This window comes from Bacillus sp. SA1-12 (genome assembly GCF_000981385.1).
Lineage (GTDB): Bacteria > Bacillota > Bacilli > Bacillales > Bacillaceae > Metabacillus.
Genome location: NZ_LATZ01000120.1, coordinates 83744 through 97927 on the forward strand (window position 1 = coordinate 83744; position 14184 = coordinate 97927).

At 39.5% G+C, this 14184-nt stretch carries 14 protein-coding genes; 5 read left to right on the forward strand and 9 right to left on the reverse strand.

The features are described 5' to 3' along the window. Positions 1 to 162: 162 nt before the first annotated feature. Entirely contained in the window at positions 163 to 327 is a 165-nt protein-coding gene (locus WQ54_RS34365) for a hypothetical protein (RefSeq protein WP_197089653.1), read from the reverse strand. Between the two features lie 25 nt (positions 328 to 352). Continuing rightward, a complete protein-coding gene (locus tag WQ54_RS22335; RefSeq protein WP_052737919.1) occupies positions 353 to 550 on the reverse strand; it encodes a DUF2187 family protein in 198 nt (65 codons plus the stop codon). Positions 551 to 892: 342 nt separating this feature from the next. Between WQ54_RS22335 and WQ54_RS22340 the strand changes: the two genes are divergently transcribed. Together WQ54_RS22340 and WQ54_RS32095 are read left to right on the forward strand one after the other, a co-directional pair. Beyond that, positions 893 to 1546: a TetR/AcrR family transcriptional regulator gene (locus tag WQ54_RS22340; RefSeq protein ID WP_046587528.1), complete on the forward strand. Its 654-nt coding sequence runs from the start codon at positions 893 to 895 to the stop codon at positions 1544 to 1546. Positions 1547 to 1842: 296 nt separating this feature from the next. After that, a complete protein-coding gene (locus tag WQ54_RS32095) occupies positions 1843 to 2784 on the forward strand; it encodes a LysM peptidoglycan-binding domain-containing protein (protein ID WP_052737920.1) in 942 nt (313 codons plus the stop codon). Between the two features lie 66 nt (positions 2785 to 2850). On the opposite strand, the gene WQ54_RS22350 is transcribed toward WQ54_RS32095, so the two are convergent. The 5 genes from WQ54_RS22350 to WQ54_RS22370 all read right to left on the reverse strand — a co-directional run bounded on the left by WQ54_RS22350 (position 2851) and on the right by WQ54_RS22370 (position 8059). Then, positions 2851 to 3870, reverse strand: coding sequence for a MupG family TIM beta-alpha barrel fold protein (locus WQ54_RS22350; protein WP_046587530.1), 1020 nt, complete (start codon positions 3868 to 3870; stop codon positions 2851 to 2853). Next, positions 3867 to 5228, reverse strand: a complete 1362-nt coding sequence (locus tag WQ54_RS22355) for a PTS transporter subunit EIIC (protein WP_046587532.1) — start codon at positions 5226 to 5228, stop codon at positions 3867 to 3869. The genes WQ54_RS22350 and WQ54_RS22355 overlap by 4 nt, the downstream gene beginning before the upstream one ends. Before the next feature lie 94 nt (positions 5229 to 5322). Beyond that, a complete protein-coding gene (locus tag WQ54_RS22360) occupies positions 5323 to 6177 on the reverse strand; it encodes a MurR/RpiR family transcriptional regulator (RefSeq protein ID WP_046587534.1) in 855 nt (284 codons plus the stop codon). Between the two features lie 12 nt (positions 6178 to 6189). Further along, positions 6190 to 7098, reverse strand: a complete 909-nt coding sequence (gene murQ, locus WQ54_RS22365) for an N-acetylmuramic acid 6-phosphate etherase (protein WP_046587537.1) — start codon at positions 7096 to 7098, stop codon at positions 6190 to 6192. Positions 7099 to 7201: 103 nt separating this feature from the next. After that, complete coding sequence (locus tag WQ54_RS22370; protein WP_046587538.1) at positions 7202 to 8059, reverse strand: Cof-type HAD-IIB family hydrolase; 858 nt, start codon at positions 8057 to 8059, stop codon at positions 7202 to 7204. Positions 8060 to 8217: 158 nt separating this feature from the next. On the opposite strand from WQ54_RS22370, the gene glcD reads away from it, so the two are divergent. The 3 genes from glcD to WQ54_RS33875 are packed head-to-tail and all read left to right on the forward strand — an operon-like array spanning position 8218 to position 11165. Next, entirely contained in the window at positions 8218 to 9630 is a 1413-nt protein-coding gene (gene glcD / locus WQ54_RS22375; RefSeq protein ID WP_046587540.1) for a glycolate oxidase subunit GlcD, read from the forward strand. Further along, positions 9627 to 10961 carry a (Fe-S)-binding protein gene (locus WQ54_RS22380; RefSeq protein ID WP_046587542.1) on the forward strand — a complete coding sequence of 445 codons (1335 nt, stop codon included), beginning with the start codon at positions 9627 to 9629 and terminating at the stop codon, positions 10959 to 10961. The genes glcD and WQ54_RS22380 overlap by 4 nt, the downstream gene beginning before the upstream one ends. A gap of 33 nt (positions 10962 to 10994) precedes the next feature. Further along, positions 10995 to 11165: a hypothetical protein gene (locus tag WQ54_RS33875; protein ID WP_156178076.1), complete on the forward strand. Its 171-nt coding sequence runs from the start codon at positions 10995 to 10997 to the stop codon at positions 11163 to 11165. Between the two features lie 196 nt (positions 11166 to 11361). Here the strand turns inward: WQ54_RS33875 and rhaA are convergent, their stop codons facing one another. Further along, positions 11362 to 12615: an L-rhamnose isomerase gene (rhaA, locus tag WQ54_RS22385; RefSeq protein WP_046587543.1), complete on the reverse strand. Its 1254-nt coding sequence runs from the start codon at positions 12613 to 12615 to the stop codon at positions 11362 to 11364. Positions 12616 to 12620: 5 nt separating this feature from the next. Further along, positions 12621 to 14036, reverse strand: coding sequence for a rhamnulokinase (gene rhaB / locus WQ54_RS22390; RefSeq protein ID WP_046587545.1), 1416 nt, complete (start codon positions 14034 to 14036; stop codon positions 12621 to 12623). Positions 14037 to 14184 lie beyond the last annotated feature (148 nt).

The following is a 14184-nucleotide window of genomic DNA, read 5'->3' on the forward strand; positions in this document are numbered from 1 at the left end:
AAAGGACAGTATACCGCGTTTCCATTTATATCTGACGCAGTTGTAAATATCTTACACAAGGACTCTTGAGCCCTTGCGAACTCCAAGTGCGTACACATAAAAGCGGCTAATCTAAAGGATCAGCCGCTGCTTTTACTATATGATATTAAGAGCCGGTAAACATTATTTCGCATGGTCACCTTTTAATAGATTGCTATCTGAAATTGGCAGGGCAATAATCTTCTCGCCAATTTGAACATGGACGGTATCATTAAATATAGCCTTAACAATCCCTTTTAAAGAAATAGTTGAATTAACAGCAATTTGTTTTGGAATATCTGTTGCCATCTAATTTCACACCTTCCTAGCTAAATTAGTCTTTAATAATTTGATAGTTTTTGTGAGAAACGACAGTTAATGGTGTTTCAACATTTATTTCTTCTGCATCGGATTTGCTAATCTGTACGATGACACTTTCATCTCTTACTTTTACTACTTCACCCAAAATCACCAATCCGTTCCGCTTAAAGCGGACCATCTCTCCTTCTTTAGCTACATTATTTTCCTTCATCCTGGCCTTACACTCCATTTTCTTTTTTCACTTTTAGATTTGGTTGTTGATTTCCGTTACATCCATTCGCTTTCCACGGACGGTCTGGGAGCCTTCTCGGAGGGTGCGCCTGCGGGGTCTCTCTTTGATCCGCTTCTCCCGCAGAAGTCTGGTGTATCCGTTCCAATCAACAAAGTGCAAAAATCACATTGAGCTTTAACATAGCCTTCACTTTAAATGAATTTATTCAAAGAATCATTGAATAATAAATCAAGTATTACACCAACTACTAGCTATGTCAATAAATATGAACTCGAGTTCACGTTTTGCTGTTTTATGGTATGATAAGTCCGAGGTGATCCTATGTCTGAGCATGAAGATGAACAGCTAGTTGGAGAATATCCTTACTTGCCAAAACAAAAACGGGCACAATTGAAACGACAGGCTTTGCTTGAAAGCGGTCGTGCTCTGTTTATTGAGAAAGGATATGAGCAAACAAACGCAAAAGAAATTGCATTACATGCCGGTGTTGCAATTGGAACATTTTACAGGTATTTCACTGATAAACGGCAGCTGATGTTGTCGCTTTTAGATGATCAACTGGCAAAGCTGCTTCCTCCTGAACCGAGCTGGTCAAATGTTAATCCAGAAGCATTTTTTGCCGCACTTTTGGAGCAGCATTACAATCATCTTGAAGTATTAGGTCTGCACCGTGTATTACCTGAATTGTTATTGAAGGATTCTCAATTAGCTGAGGTGATTTCTGCAGCTAGAAAAAAAATACATGCCAGAATTTATTCAAGCTTGAAAAAGGCTAAAGAAAAAGGAAAGGTATGGCAAGACCTAGATTTAGAGACCGTTTCATGGTCAATTATGGTGTTATCAGATCAAGTACCAGAAAAGCAAAAGGAAAGCGGCAATCAAACAGACTACTATGAACTAGCTAAAGTCATATGCCGGCTAGTATTCCCTCCAGAGGTATTGGAGAAATTAAAAAAGGAAAGTCATGAAGCATAGTTGAGTAAAACATTTAATAAGCATGTTTTAAAAAGAAGAATTTCTATATAATCATTATTATAACTCATCAGAACTTGTAAAGTCACGACTAAAAATATGAAAAACAGCCTTTATTGTGCATTCTATCAGCAAAAAGCGTAAAACAATGTGCCCCCCATTGTTTTACGCTTTTTTCATGGTAATCGATGTTAAGTTAGCATATTCGATTGAAACTATTTGATTTTCCCCCTCGTCAAATAAAGGAATACAGAAACGTTTAAAGAAATACTTTTTATCGTATATAAAGGGGGATTACTATGGAGAGAAAGAAGTTTCACTTTTTGAAACTTGCCGCCATCACATTAGGGTTTGCTGCAGTATCAGTATTCGGCCATAACCATGCAGCTGCCTCAACGATCTATCAATTGACTAAAGGAGATACCTTGTACAGTCTTGCAAGCAAAAATGATGTAACTGTTTCCCAATTAATGCAGTTAAATAACCTGACTTCTACAACCATTTATGCCGGCCAATTTCTTACTCTTCCTACTACCATCACCATTAAGAAAGACGATACCTTATTTAGTCTTGCTACAAAATACAAGACGAGTGTGTCCCAGCTCAAATCTATAAATCAGCTATCTTCTAATAAGAGTGATCCAGGTAAGAAACTAGTCATTCCTACAACTGCCATAGTTAAAAATGGCGATACACTTTTTCGGATAGCCAAAAATTACGGGCTGACAGTTGATGAGCTTAAATCCATTAATGGATTAACCTCCAATACGATAAAGAGTGGTCAAAAACTCATCGTTGCAAAGTATGGGGGTGTGACGGCTGCCCCTGGCCGCTATGATGCATCAAGGGTAAGAGTTGGAGTTACTGTAAAAAATGATTTCACCTTTCATGCAGAAGAACCAAGACGATTTATCGTCCAATACACGAAAAATGATGCTTATTTTTCTAGAATTGAAGTGCTTAATGCTAATGCCAATGTGAATGAGGTTAAGAAAAATTCAAAGGCTTATTTAAAAGGAAACGAAATAACTGACTTTTCAACCGATCGTATCGCCCATCCATTTTATAAAAATGCTGAATTCTTCTTACATGGCTCAAATACCAAAACACAAACAAATATTGTTGTGAAAGAAGTAGATGGAAAATTAATCAGATTTACAATCCATTACTTGAACAAGGAAGAATCTGAGGGAATTATGCCGCATATGATTGATATCTTAAAAACAGTTAAAGTGAGGTAGGTTAATTCCATCATAAAAAAACAGGCTGTCTTGAACCAAAAGGTCAAGACAGCCTTTGCATATACTTTAAATAGTTATCTTCTTAAAAAACACCATTTGCCCTGGCTGTATAAGAGATAACAGCGGCCGATCTTCTTTCATTACCTGTCCAATTACATTGACACGCTCATCAGCAGGAAGGTCTCTTAAAGCAATTTGCACTTCACCGCGATAACGGCCATAAAGGTCATTGTCCATGGTGATGCTGCCAAACGTTCGCTCAACTGTATTGTCAGGAACAACCGCTACTTTACTTCTTGTATCCATTAACCGCAGAACATCTCTTGCAAAGTCAGGTCGCGGACGAAATTCCCCTTCTTGGAGCCGTGATGATTGAATTCGAAGTGGAATCACTTTGTCCTCATCATATTTTACCAATTGTTCCAACAGCCCCTCTCCAGGATCAGGATCGCCGACATACACATCAGCAATACCCCAACGATAAAGCTCAACAGCTGCAACAAATGGATCCAGATAACGATGGCGTTCCAACGTTGGAAGTCCCTCAAACATCGGTCCCCGCTTCTCCCCTCGACCAGGCACATACGCATACACTGGAATATGATAGCGATTGAAAAGAGCCGTTTGATTTTGGAAAAACGTTTCATCTAGTCCTGTTTCACAGCGAGGATAAAAGTTATGCCAAGCAATTAATCGATCCGCATTGATCCCCTTCTCTAATAAGGAAATCAGATCTTTTTCAAGGATAATGCTTGCATTGATCGCAAGCCGATATTGCTTTGAAAGTTTAAGAATTGTTTCATCATCAAAAAAATCATCAAGTCGCAGTCCTACTACACCTAGCGACGATAAGTCCTCTAATGATTGAATTCCCAGGTGCTTTGGTGTTTTTTTTGATACATCAGCATATACATCGAGCCCGTAATCTCTTGCCACTTCAAGCAATTTTTTGGCTTTGCTTGCAAGATCACCTGTTTCTTCAGGAATGTGAAGCGAGGTAAATGCCCGCTTCACACCTTTCTTGCCCGCTTCCATTAGCCTCTGTTCAGCCTTTGGATCATTTAAATAAAACGAGATACCAATCACTCAAATTCACCAGCCATACGATCATTAAATCCGAATACAAACGTAAAGATGAAGCCTGCTGCATAAGCAATAACTAAACCAATCAAATATAAAACGATCTGTTGAGCATGAACTAAGAATGTTAACGGTATTCCTGAAACACCAACTGCAACCGTTGCTACATTAAAGTACGCCTGAAATGCACCGCCGACTCCTGCTCCAAGGCATGCTGTTAAAAAAGGTCTTCCTAGCGGCAACGTTACTCCGAAAATTAGTGGTTCGCCAATTCCAAGGATCCCAGAAGGAAGAGAACCGCCTATTGCTCGTTTTAAACGTTTTTTCTTCGTCTTCATATAAATGGCAAATGCTGCACCAACTTGACCAGCACCACCCATTGCTAAAATCGGAAGCAATGGATCATCACCGATAGAGTTAATTAATTCCAAATGAACCGGTGTTAATCCTTGATGTAATCCAGTAACAACAAGCGGCAGGAAGGTTGCTCCTAACACAAATCCAGCGACAATTCCTCCCATATCCAATACGGCAAGCAAGCCTTTTGTTAAACCGTCTGAAATAATTCCTCCGATTGGCATAAATACGAGATAAGTTAAAATACCAGTAATGAGTAAAGCAATTGTTGGTGTAAGAATGATATCAAGTGACTGCGGTACAAACTTGCGCACACGCTTTTCGACCAATGCAATAAAAATCGCTGCAAATAAAACCCCTATTAAACCGCCGCGGCCAGGCAATAATTCTGTACCAAAAAGACTGATGCCTGCAACAGCAGGATTTATTATTAAGATCCCTGCTAATCCTCCAAGCGCTGGTGAACCCCCAAATTCCTTCGCTGCATTTATCCCCACTAGAATTCCGAGATAGGCAAACAGTCCGCCACCGATCGTTGACAAGATAATCGCAGTTTGTGATTCTGCTGGCAGCCATCCTGCCTGAACAATCGCCTTTGTAATCCCTGTGATTAAACCGGATGCTACTAGAGCCGGGATAAGCGGGATAAAGATGCTCGCAATTTTCCGCAATAAAAGCTTAAATGGTGTAGCATTTTTTTCTTTTAGCTCTGATTTTTTCTGAGCGGCACGCTCTTTTAAATCGATGCCACCTGAATCATCTACTAGCTTGCCAAATTCTTCTGTCACTTTCCCAACCTTACCTGGGCCTAAAATAATTTGTAATGTTTCCTGTTCAACAAGTCCTAACACACCATCTATTTTTTTAAGTGCTTCTTTATTAACGCTCGTTCCGTCTATTGGTGTTACACGAAGTCGGGTCATGCAATGTGTATATGACGCAATGTTTTCGGCCCCGCCAAGCTGTTCAAGTATCTTTTTTGCTAATAATTGATTTTCCCCAGACATTTCAAATCCCCCTTTTTCCATTTCAGCAATCCTGCTGTTTTGAAAACGCTATTATTTTTCTGAAATAAAAGCCTGATTTAGAAGGTACAGGCGATTATTTATTCTCTTTTAAAAATTTTATGGCTTCTCTTGTTTTATCAATATATTGGACTGTCTCATCATACTGCTTAGCCGCCATGCATAAAAACAGCAAATCGATGACATAGAGCTGGGCAAGCCGGGAAGATGTGGCAGCACTTCGAAACGGTGCCTCGTTTGAGTATGATGTAAATAAATTAATTTCTGCTAATGACGAAACCGCTGACTGGCCATATTTCGTTAAGCTTATTGTTTTCACACCATTTTCTTTAGCCAGTGAAAGAACATTAATGACTTCTCTTGTTTCTCCTGAGAAGGATATGCCAAACACAACATCATCTTCATCAGCATTCGCAATCAGTGTTGCGACAAGATGTGCATCAGTAAAGGCGGTTGAACCTTTATTAATTCGAAGAAATTTTTGTTGTGCATCCATCGCAATAATATGTGAAGCACCAATTCCAAAAAAATGAACATTTTTTGCTTTAAGCAATACATGAACGGCTTGCTCAAGCTCATCATTGTTAATCAGTTCAGATGTATCGCTCAAGCTTTGAATACTGTTGCTTGTTGTCTTTTGAACAATCGATTGAATCGTTTCATCCGGCTCAATGTCCCGATAGCCTTGTTCAACCGGCTTTACTAAATCTCCGGCGATCCTTACCTTTAATTCTTGAAATCCTTTAACACCAAGCGACTTGCATAAACGAATAACAGCTGCACTGCTTGAACCAGCCAATGCCCCCAGCTCTCCAGCGGTACAATTCACCACCTCTTTTGGATGATCCAAAATATAATCTGCAATTTTCCGCTCAGATTCCGGAAGGCTTGGTATTACATTTTTAATTATATTTAATCCGCCTGATGCCATCTTTACTCTCCTTTAATTCTTACTAAGTTCAATTGCAGTTCTCACATATCCTTTAGCCTGTTCAAGCAGCTTTGCGGCTTCTTCATACTCTTTTCCTGCTGCAATCATGACGATTGCTGTTTTTACTTCATTATTTGCTAATTCCAGTGTTTCTTTCGCTTGTTCATATGAGACATTGGTAATTTTACGAATAATATTTGTCGCACGTTCCTTTAATTTAAAGTTACTCACATGCACATCAACCATTAAATTTTCATATGCCTTACCAAGCTTAATCATCGTCGTCGTTGAAATCATATTTAAGATCATTTTATGCGCTGTTGCAGCTTTTAATCTTGTTGAGCCTGTCAGTACTTCAGGACCAACGACAACTTCAATGCTCTGGTCTGCTACTTGGCTGATCGGTGCATTTTCATTGCATGATAATGCCACAGCTTTTGCTCCTACACTTTTTGCATATTTAAGCGCACCAACTACATAAGGTGTACGGCCGCTTGCCGCAATGCCAATAACTGTATCATTTGAACTTAACTGAATGTCCCTTAAATCCTGCTCACCAAGTTCTTCCTTATCCTCAGCACCTTCGACTGCTTTCACAAATGCTCTTTCTCCGCCTGCCATAATCCCTTGAACTAAGCTTGGATCAGTACTGAACGTCGGCGGGCATTCAACCGCATCCAACACACCAAGCCGTCCGCTGGTGCCTGCTCCAAGATAAATAAGCCGGCCGCCATTCTTCAATGACTCAAAAGCAAAATTGATCGCCGCTTCGACATCTGGAAGCACTTGTTGAACAGCCAAGGCCACTTTTTGGTCCTCTTCATTCATCACTCTCAAAATTTCAGCCGTATCGGCTGTATCTATATGCATGGTTCGATCGTTACGAGATTCTGTTGTCAATAAGGTGAGTTTTTGATCCATTGAATTGACCTCCATTTTCGTGTTGCAAAATCTACGTTCAGTATAGCGTGTTTGAAATTAAATTTCAATATATAAAATAAAATTTTAAAATAATATTTTAATTTCATAATAAAAACTTTCGTATTGCCTTTGCTACACCAGCTTCACCGTTCGTCTCTGTCATTACATCTGCTGCCACTTTCACTTCATCAGGAGCATTCCCCATCGCAATTCCTAAACCAGCTGCTTTAAGCATTTTCATATCGTTATAATTATCTCCAATTGCAGCTACCTTTGATAATGGAATACCTAATTGAGCGGCAAGCCTGGTAATGGATCCAGCTTTTGAAACGCCGCTTGGAGATATTTCTAAATTTGAATAATTTAGGCTGGTGGAAACTTCATAATCATTAGATTGCCCGGCAAGCTTCTTTGAAAATTCATAAAGTGAATCTTGTTTATGAAAAACAGCAATTTTTGATATGATTGAATTGTTATTTCCTAAGTAATGATTGAAATCTTCTACTAATTGAACAGAGCATTGATCCCGGTACCGCTGGCAAACATCCGGATTACCACCTGACCTTTGCAATGGCAAGATATTTTGTTCCACCCAGCTGACATTCCAATGATTTTCTTCAGGTACAAGAATCGATTCCCCTTCATAAAAATGGGCATACACACCATGTGACAGGCAAAAGTCAAGAAAACGAGGCAACGCTTTTTGTTCAAAATGAAATCTCTCTATAATGTTTCCATTATGAGTTTGAATAACTGCACCATTTAACGCAACAATAGGGTCTGTGATTCCGATTGTTTCAGCAATCCATCTTGTTGATAATGCCGTTCTGCCGCTGCATATCACAACCTTTCCGCCTTTGTCGCGATACTCATGGATCGCCTCAACCGTTTCCTGATCGATTTCATGTTCTTTGTTTAATAACGTTCCATCTAAATCAACAGCTAGTATAGAATACTCCATTTATAACACCTCACTGATTCATTTTGATTTTTTATTTTAATTATAATATACTATTAATAAAATATTATTTCAATTCTATTCTAAATTGCAGATGCATAGATTCATTTTTTAATAGAAGAAATTCAAAATTTTAACTATTTGATAAAGGTGTGAAATAAATGATTACATCCGATATAAAAACAAAATTAATCAAAATCGTTGGTTCTGAAAACTTTGATGATTCAAATGCTGGACGGCTTGTTTACTCATATGATGCAACTCCTCAGTTTCAATCGATGCCAGATGGAGTGATATCTCCGCGTAACACAAAAGAGATTTCAGAAATCGTCAGGATCTGTCTTAAACATAACATCCCTATCGTCCCCCGCGGTTCTGGCACAAATCTTTGTGCAGGCACTTGTCCTACTGAAGGCGGACTTGTTATCTTGTTTAAGCATATGAACCGCATCCTTGAAATAGATGAAGAAAACTTAACTGTTACGGTTCAGCCTGGTGTGATTACGCTCGATATGATTAATGAGGTAGAGTCACGCGGCTTATTCTATCCCCCAGATCCCAGTTCAATGAAAATTTCAACCATTGGCGGGAACATTAACGAAAATTCCGGTGGCTTGCGCGGATTAAAATACGGTGTTACACGTGATTATGTCATCGCTCTTGAAATTGTATTAGCAAACGGAGATATTATCCGCACAGGAGGAAAACTGGCAAAGGATGTAGCCGGTTATGATTTAACGCGATTATTTGTCGGTTCTGAAGGAACACTGGGGATTATTACAGAAGCTACCTTAAAATTAATTCCGATGCCTGAAACAAAAAAAACCATTCTTGCTTTATATCAGGACCTTGAAGCAGCAGCACGTTCTGTTTCAAAAATGATCGCAAGTAAAATCATCCCAACGACGCTGGAATTTCTTGATCAGCCAACGCTTCAGGTTGTAGAGGACTTTGCAAAAATTGGCTTGCCTACAAATGTCCAAGCCGTTCTCTTAATTGAACAGGATGGGCCTTCTGAGGTAGTTGAGCGAGATATAAAGCGAATTTCGGAAGTTTGCGCAGCGGAAAATGCGATTTCCGTTCAAGTCGCCGAATCAGAAGAACAGGCAATGGCCTTACGAACAGCACGCCGATCAGCCTTATCTGCACTCGCTCGTTTAAAACCCACAACGATTCTAGAGGATGCAACTGTCCCGCGGTCAGAAATTGCGAAAATGGTACGTGCCATTAATGAAATCGCAAATAAATACCAAGTCAACATTTGTACATTCGGACATGCAGGTGACGGGAATTTGCACCCAACATGTTTAACAGACTCACGAAACCAAGAGGAAATTGAACGAGTCGAAAAAGCATTCGCAGAAATCTTTGAGAAAGCAATCGAGCTTGGCGGAACGATTACAGGCGAACATGGTGTCGGTGTAATGAAAGCACCTTATCTGGAACTGAAGCTTGGAAAAGAAGGAATCGCAGCGATGAAGGCAATAAAAACGGCACTAGACCCAAACAATATTATGAATCCAGGGAAAGTCTTTGCCAAAGAATCTCGAAAACGGGTGGTGGTAACAAGATGACAACCTTAAAAGAACGTGACAAGATTCAACAACAATTTAAAGAACGGATGGATGAAGATGAGCTTTTAAATTGCATGCGCTGCGGCTTTTGTTTGCCATCTTGTCCCACTTATGTTGAATCAGGTTTTAAAGAATCCCACTCTCCACGTGGACGCATTGCACTTATGAAGGCAGTAGCAGACGGATTGATAGAACCAGACGAGGATGTGGAACGTTCGTTAGAGCTTTGCCTTGGCTGCCGCGCATGTGAACCTGTTTGCCCATCTGGTGTCAATTACGGTCATTTACTAGAGGAAGCAAGGGATATTATCAACCAAAATAAAAAACATTCACTGCCTGTCCGTGCCGTACGCAAGGCAGTCTTTGAAGGACTCTTTCCATATCAAAATCGTATGATCATGGCAACTGGCTTTCTAGGATTCTATCAGCGGTCAGGTTTACAAAGCATGATGAGAAAAACGCGCTTAATCAATATCCTGCCTGATCATCTCGCGACAATGGAAAAAGTGCTTCCTAAAGTACCGACAATAAAGGAAATGAAAAACCGGCCTACCCATCATCAACCAGAAGGGATACGTAAAAAAAGAGTCGCTTTTTTCTCAGGTTGTTTAATGGATACGATGTTTTTAGACACAAATAATGCAACAATCAAACTACTGCAAGCTGCTGGCTGTGAAATCGTGATTCCGAAAAATCAAGCATGCTGCGGCGCACTACATGGTCATAGCGGGGAAAAAGAACAGGCAAAAGAATTAGCAAAACGTAATATTCAAGCGTTTGAAGAACTTACCATTGATTATATTATTACAAATGCCGGAGGCTGTGGTGCATTCTTAATTGATTATGATCATTTACTAAAAGATGATCCAAAATGGAAGGACCGTGCCAAAGACTTTGTTAACAAGCTGAAGGATGTATCTGCTGTCCTAGTGGAGCTGGAATTCCATAAACGAAACTTGAAGCTGCCCGCACAAGTTGTTACGTACCAAGATTCCTGCCATTTACGGAATGTGATGAAGACCTCCAGTGAACCTCGCCTTCTGATGCAAGCAATAAAAGGCATTGATTTTCAGGAAATGAAGGATGCCGACCGATGCTGTGGTTCAGCCGGTATCTATAACATTGTCGAATCTGAAATGTCTATGCAGATATTGGATCATAAAATGGAACAAGCTAAAGCAACTCATGCTACAACGATTGTCACTGCCAATCCAGGCTGCTTATTGCAAATGAAGCTCGGTATTGAACGTGAAGGATTGTCGGATCGAGTACGTGCCTTGCATATTGTCGATCTGTTATTGGAAGCTCTGCAGGATTCTCAGGAAGACTAGTGGAAGAGTGCTGCCGATCGTGAGTGAGGCGTTTTGGAGAGAGTTTGCCGTTTTTATATTCTGGACTTTGCGGAATATAATGGCGGACTCTCTTTTTTTATGGTGGTATCGTCTGTTTTAGCGGCATCCTCCTTTAATAGGCGGGCTGCCGTTTTTGGCGATATGACCTATTTGCAGCGCGACTGGCTTTTTTCAGCGGATTGACCCAACTTTTCAGCGCTCCCCTCTTTTTTCAGCGGATTAGCACCTTTTCACCTCTCTTCTTATTATCGGCACAACCTCAAATTTATCAGCCATTTACCCTTTTCACAGCCTATTTCAAATAGACGAAGAACACTGATTAGCAAAATAAAAGGGCTGCAACCACTATTCCCTAGCAGTTGCAGCCCTTTCCTCTTATTTATCTTTTTGATAATACGTCTTGCTCATATTTCTTCACTTCTTCTAACCACGCTTCTTTTACTGGTACTCCCATTTGTTCGCAGTAGTAATCCCAGATTGCTCCGAATGGGTATGTTTTGAATTCCTCGATTAGCGCTAGTCTTTCAGTAAAGTTGCCTTCTTCTTGCAGTTGTTTTAAGTGGTTATTTGGTACAAGCATAGCGTACAGTAAGGATTTAATCATATTGCGTGTTCCGATTGCCCATGCAGCAACACGGTTGATGCTTGCGTCAAAGAAATCGAGTCCAATCATCACTTTGTCCAGTGCTTCGTTGCGAACAATCTCTAAGGCAATTTCTCTTAACTCATCATCAAGTGTGACAACATGGTCACTGTCCCAGCGTACCGGGCGTGAAACGTGCAATGCAAGCTTATCGCTGTATAATAACATGGACGAAATTTTATTTGAAACTGTTTCAGTTGGATGGAAATGTCCAGTGTCCAGCAGGCATAATTTGTTATTTTTCAATGCATAGCCTAAATAAAATTCATGTGAGCCGACAACATAGGACTCAGAGCCGATGCCGAACAATTTACTTTCTACTGCATCAATATTGTATTGCTCATCGATTTGCTCTTCAAAAATTTTGTCTAAAGATTCTTTTAAGCGTACTCTTGGTGTAAGGCGGTCGCTTGGTACATCTTTATAGCCATCAGGAATCCACACATTCGTTAAGGCTGGTGTTCCTAATTCTTTTCCAAAGTACTCGCCAATTTTACGGCTGGCAATACAGTGATTAATCCAGAATTCGCGAATTTCTTGATTCGGGTGTGCTAAAGTTAAGCCATCTGCTGCTTTTTCATGGGAGAAAAGCGTTGGGTTAAAATCAAGACCTAGTCCATTTTTCTTCGCCCAGTTTACCCAGTTTTCAAAATGCTTTGGTTCTATTTGATCTCTATCCACAGCTTCACCGTTTGTTTCAGCATAGATTGCATGTAAATTGACGCGGTGCTTACCAGGAATAAGGGAAAGTACCTTCTCTAAATCACTTCTTAATTCTTCAGGTGTTGTTGCTTTACCTGGATAGTTTCCTGTTACATCGATTCCCCCAGATAATTCACCTTTATTTACTTCAAAGCCGCCGATATCATCACCTTGCCAGCAATGAATGGATATAGGTACCTGCTTTAATTGTTCAAATACCTCATCAACATTGATGCCCCATTTTTCGTATTCCTTTTTAGCTAGTTCAAAACTTTCTTTTACTGACATCTTTCTCATCCTCTCACTAATAGTGGTTTATAGGTTTTTACTTCAAATGAATCTTTAATAATTGATCTTGCTTGAGTAATGTCTTCTATTTCTCCTAAAGCCATTAACTGTGCGACAATATTGCCAATCGCTGTAGCTTCAACTGGTCCGGCAACAACCTCTTTATTCGTCACATCAGCAATTAGTTGATTTAACATTTCATTTTGGCAGCCGCCGCCTATGACATTTACTTTAGGGAATGACTTTTCAAAGATTTCTTCTATTTCATTTATTGCTTGCTGATAACTAGTTACCAAACTCTCATACACGCATTTTGCGATTTGTCCCGGTGTTTGCGGTACCTGCTGATTCGTTTCTTTACAGTACTTCTGAATTTCCTCTACCATATTTTCAGGTTTTAAGAAACGGTCATCATCAACATTCACAATGGAGTTAAACTCTTTTTCCTCAAGGGCGAGGTTAACTAATTCAGCAAATGAGTATTGATCATTATAGTTTCGTTTCACCTCTTGAATCATCCAGAGTCCCATAATATTCTTTAGAAAACGGAAGCGGTAATCAACGCCGCCTTCATTGGTAAAGTTATATTCTAGCGCTTTGGGAACGCAAATAGGGAAACGATTTTCGACACCTATTAATGACCATGTACCAGAGCTGATGTAAATCGTATCCTTCAGTTCAGGTACTGAGAGTACAGCTGATCCTGTATCATGTGTCGCAGGTAGTACGACCTTCATATCAAATCCTACTTCATTTACTAGCTCTTCAGAGAGCGTTCCTAATACCGTTTTAGGAGGATGAATCTCTTGGAATATTTGTTTATTTATTCCTAATTGATCTAAAATCTCTTCATCCCATTTTTTCGTGAATGCATTCACGAGCTGTGTAGAGGTAGCATTTGTATATTCATTTACCTTTTTGCCAGTTAGTAAAAAGTTAAAGTATTCTGGTATCATCAAAAACGACTTGGCTTTATCAAGAATCTCCGGCGATTTTTGCTTTAAAGAATAAAGCTGGTAGATGGTGTTGAATTTTAGAAATTGAATACCTGTTTCTAAATAAAGCTTCTCTTTTGGAATAATGTTAAATACTTCCTCCATCATTCCATCTGTGCGGGGATCGCGGTAAGCTGCTGCATCTGTTATCGGATTGTCGTTTTCATCCAGCAGCATGAAGTCAACTGCCCAAGTATCGATCCCAATGCTTTCAGGTTTTATATCTAAATCATTGCACTTTTTGATTCCCGCTTTTATTTCATTAAATAGTTTTTCTACATCCCAACAATAATGCTCACCTTTTTGAACAATATTGTTTTCAAAACGATGAATTTCGTTTAATTTTAGCTTGCCATTTTCAAGATGCCCAAGAATCAATCTTCCGCTTGAAGCTCCTATATCTACTGCTAAGCTATATTTACTCATATTTTTCACCCTCTTCATTGAAAACGCTTGCTTGTCTTTATAATAAAATAGTTTAATGAAACATCCAATATCGCTATTCAACTATTTTATTGTCCTTATTTGCACTATTATCCTTTTTGTCATCCTGCGACAAAAAAAGCCATATTTT

Excerpts from the sequence above, each read along its gene's own strand:
- WQ54_RS22380 (WP_046587542.1), top strand. The coding sequence starts at position 9,627 with ATGACAACCTTAAAAGAACGTGACAAGATTCAACAACAATTTAAAGAA.
- WQ54_RS22340 (WP_046587528.1), top strand. The coding sequence starts at position 893 with ATGTCTGAGCATGAAGATGAACAGCTAGTTGGAGAATATCCTTACTTG.
- glcD (WP_046587540.1), top strand. The coding sequence starts at position 8,218 with ATGATTACATCCGATATAAAAACAAAATTAATCAAAATCGTTGGTTCT.
- WQ54_RS34365 (WP_197089653.1), bottom strand. The coding sequence starts at position 327 with ATGGCAACAGATATTCCAAAACAAATTGCTGTTAATTCAACTATTTCT.
- WQ54_RS22335 (WP_052737919.1), bottom strand. The coding sequence starts at position 550 with ATGAAGGAAAATAATGTAGCTAAAGAAGGAGAGATGGTCCGCTTTAAG.
- rhaA (WP_046587543.1), bottom strand. The coding sequence starts at position 12,615 with ATGTCAGTAAAAGAAAGTTTTGAACTAGCTAAAAAGGAATACGAAAAA.
- WQ54_RS22360 (WP_046587534.1), bottom strand. The coding sequence starts at position 6,177 with ATGGCATCAGGCGGATTAAATATAATTAAAAATGTAATACCAAGCCTT.
- murQ (WP_046587537.1), bottom strand. The coding sequence starts at position 7,098 with ATGGATCAAAAACTCACCTTATTGACAACAGAATCTCGTAACGATCGA.
- WQ54_RS32095 (WP_052737920.1), top strand. The coding sequence starts at position 1,843 with ATGGAGAGAAAGAAGTTTCACTTTTTGAAACTTGCCGCCATCACATTA.
- WQ54_RS22355 (WP_046587532.1), bottom strand. The coding sequence starts at position 5,228 with ATGTCTGGGGAAAATCAATTATTAGCAAAAAAGATACTTGAACAGCTT.
- WQ54_RS22370 (WP_046587538.1), bottom strand. The coding sequence starts at position 8,059 with ATGGAGTATTCTATACTAGCTGTTGATTTAGATGGAACGTTATTAAAC.
- rhaB (WP_046587545.1), bottom strand. The coding sequence starts at position 14,036 with ATGAGTAAATATAGCTTAGCAGTAGATATAGGAGCTTCAAGCGGAAGA.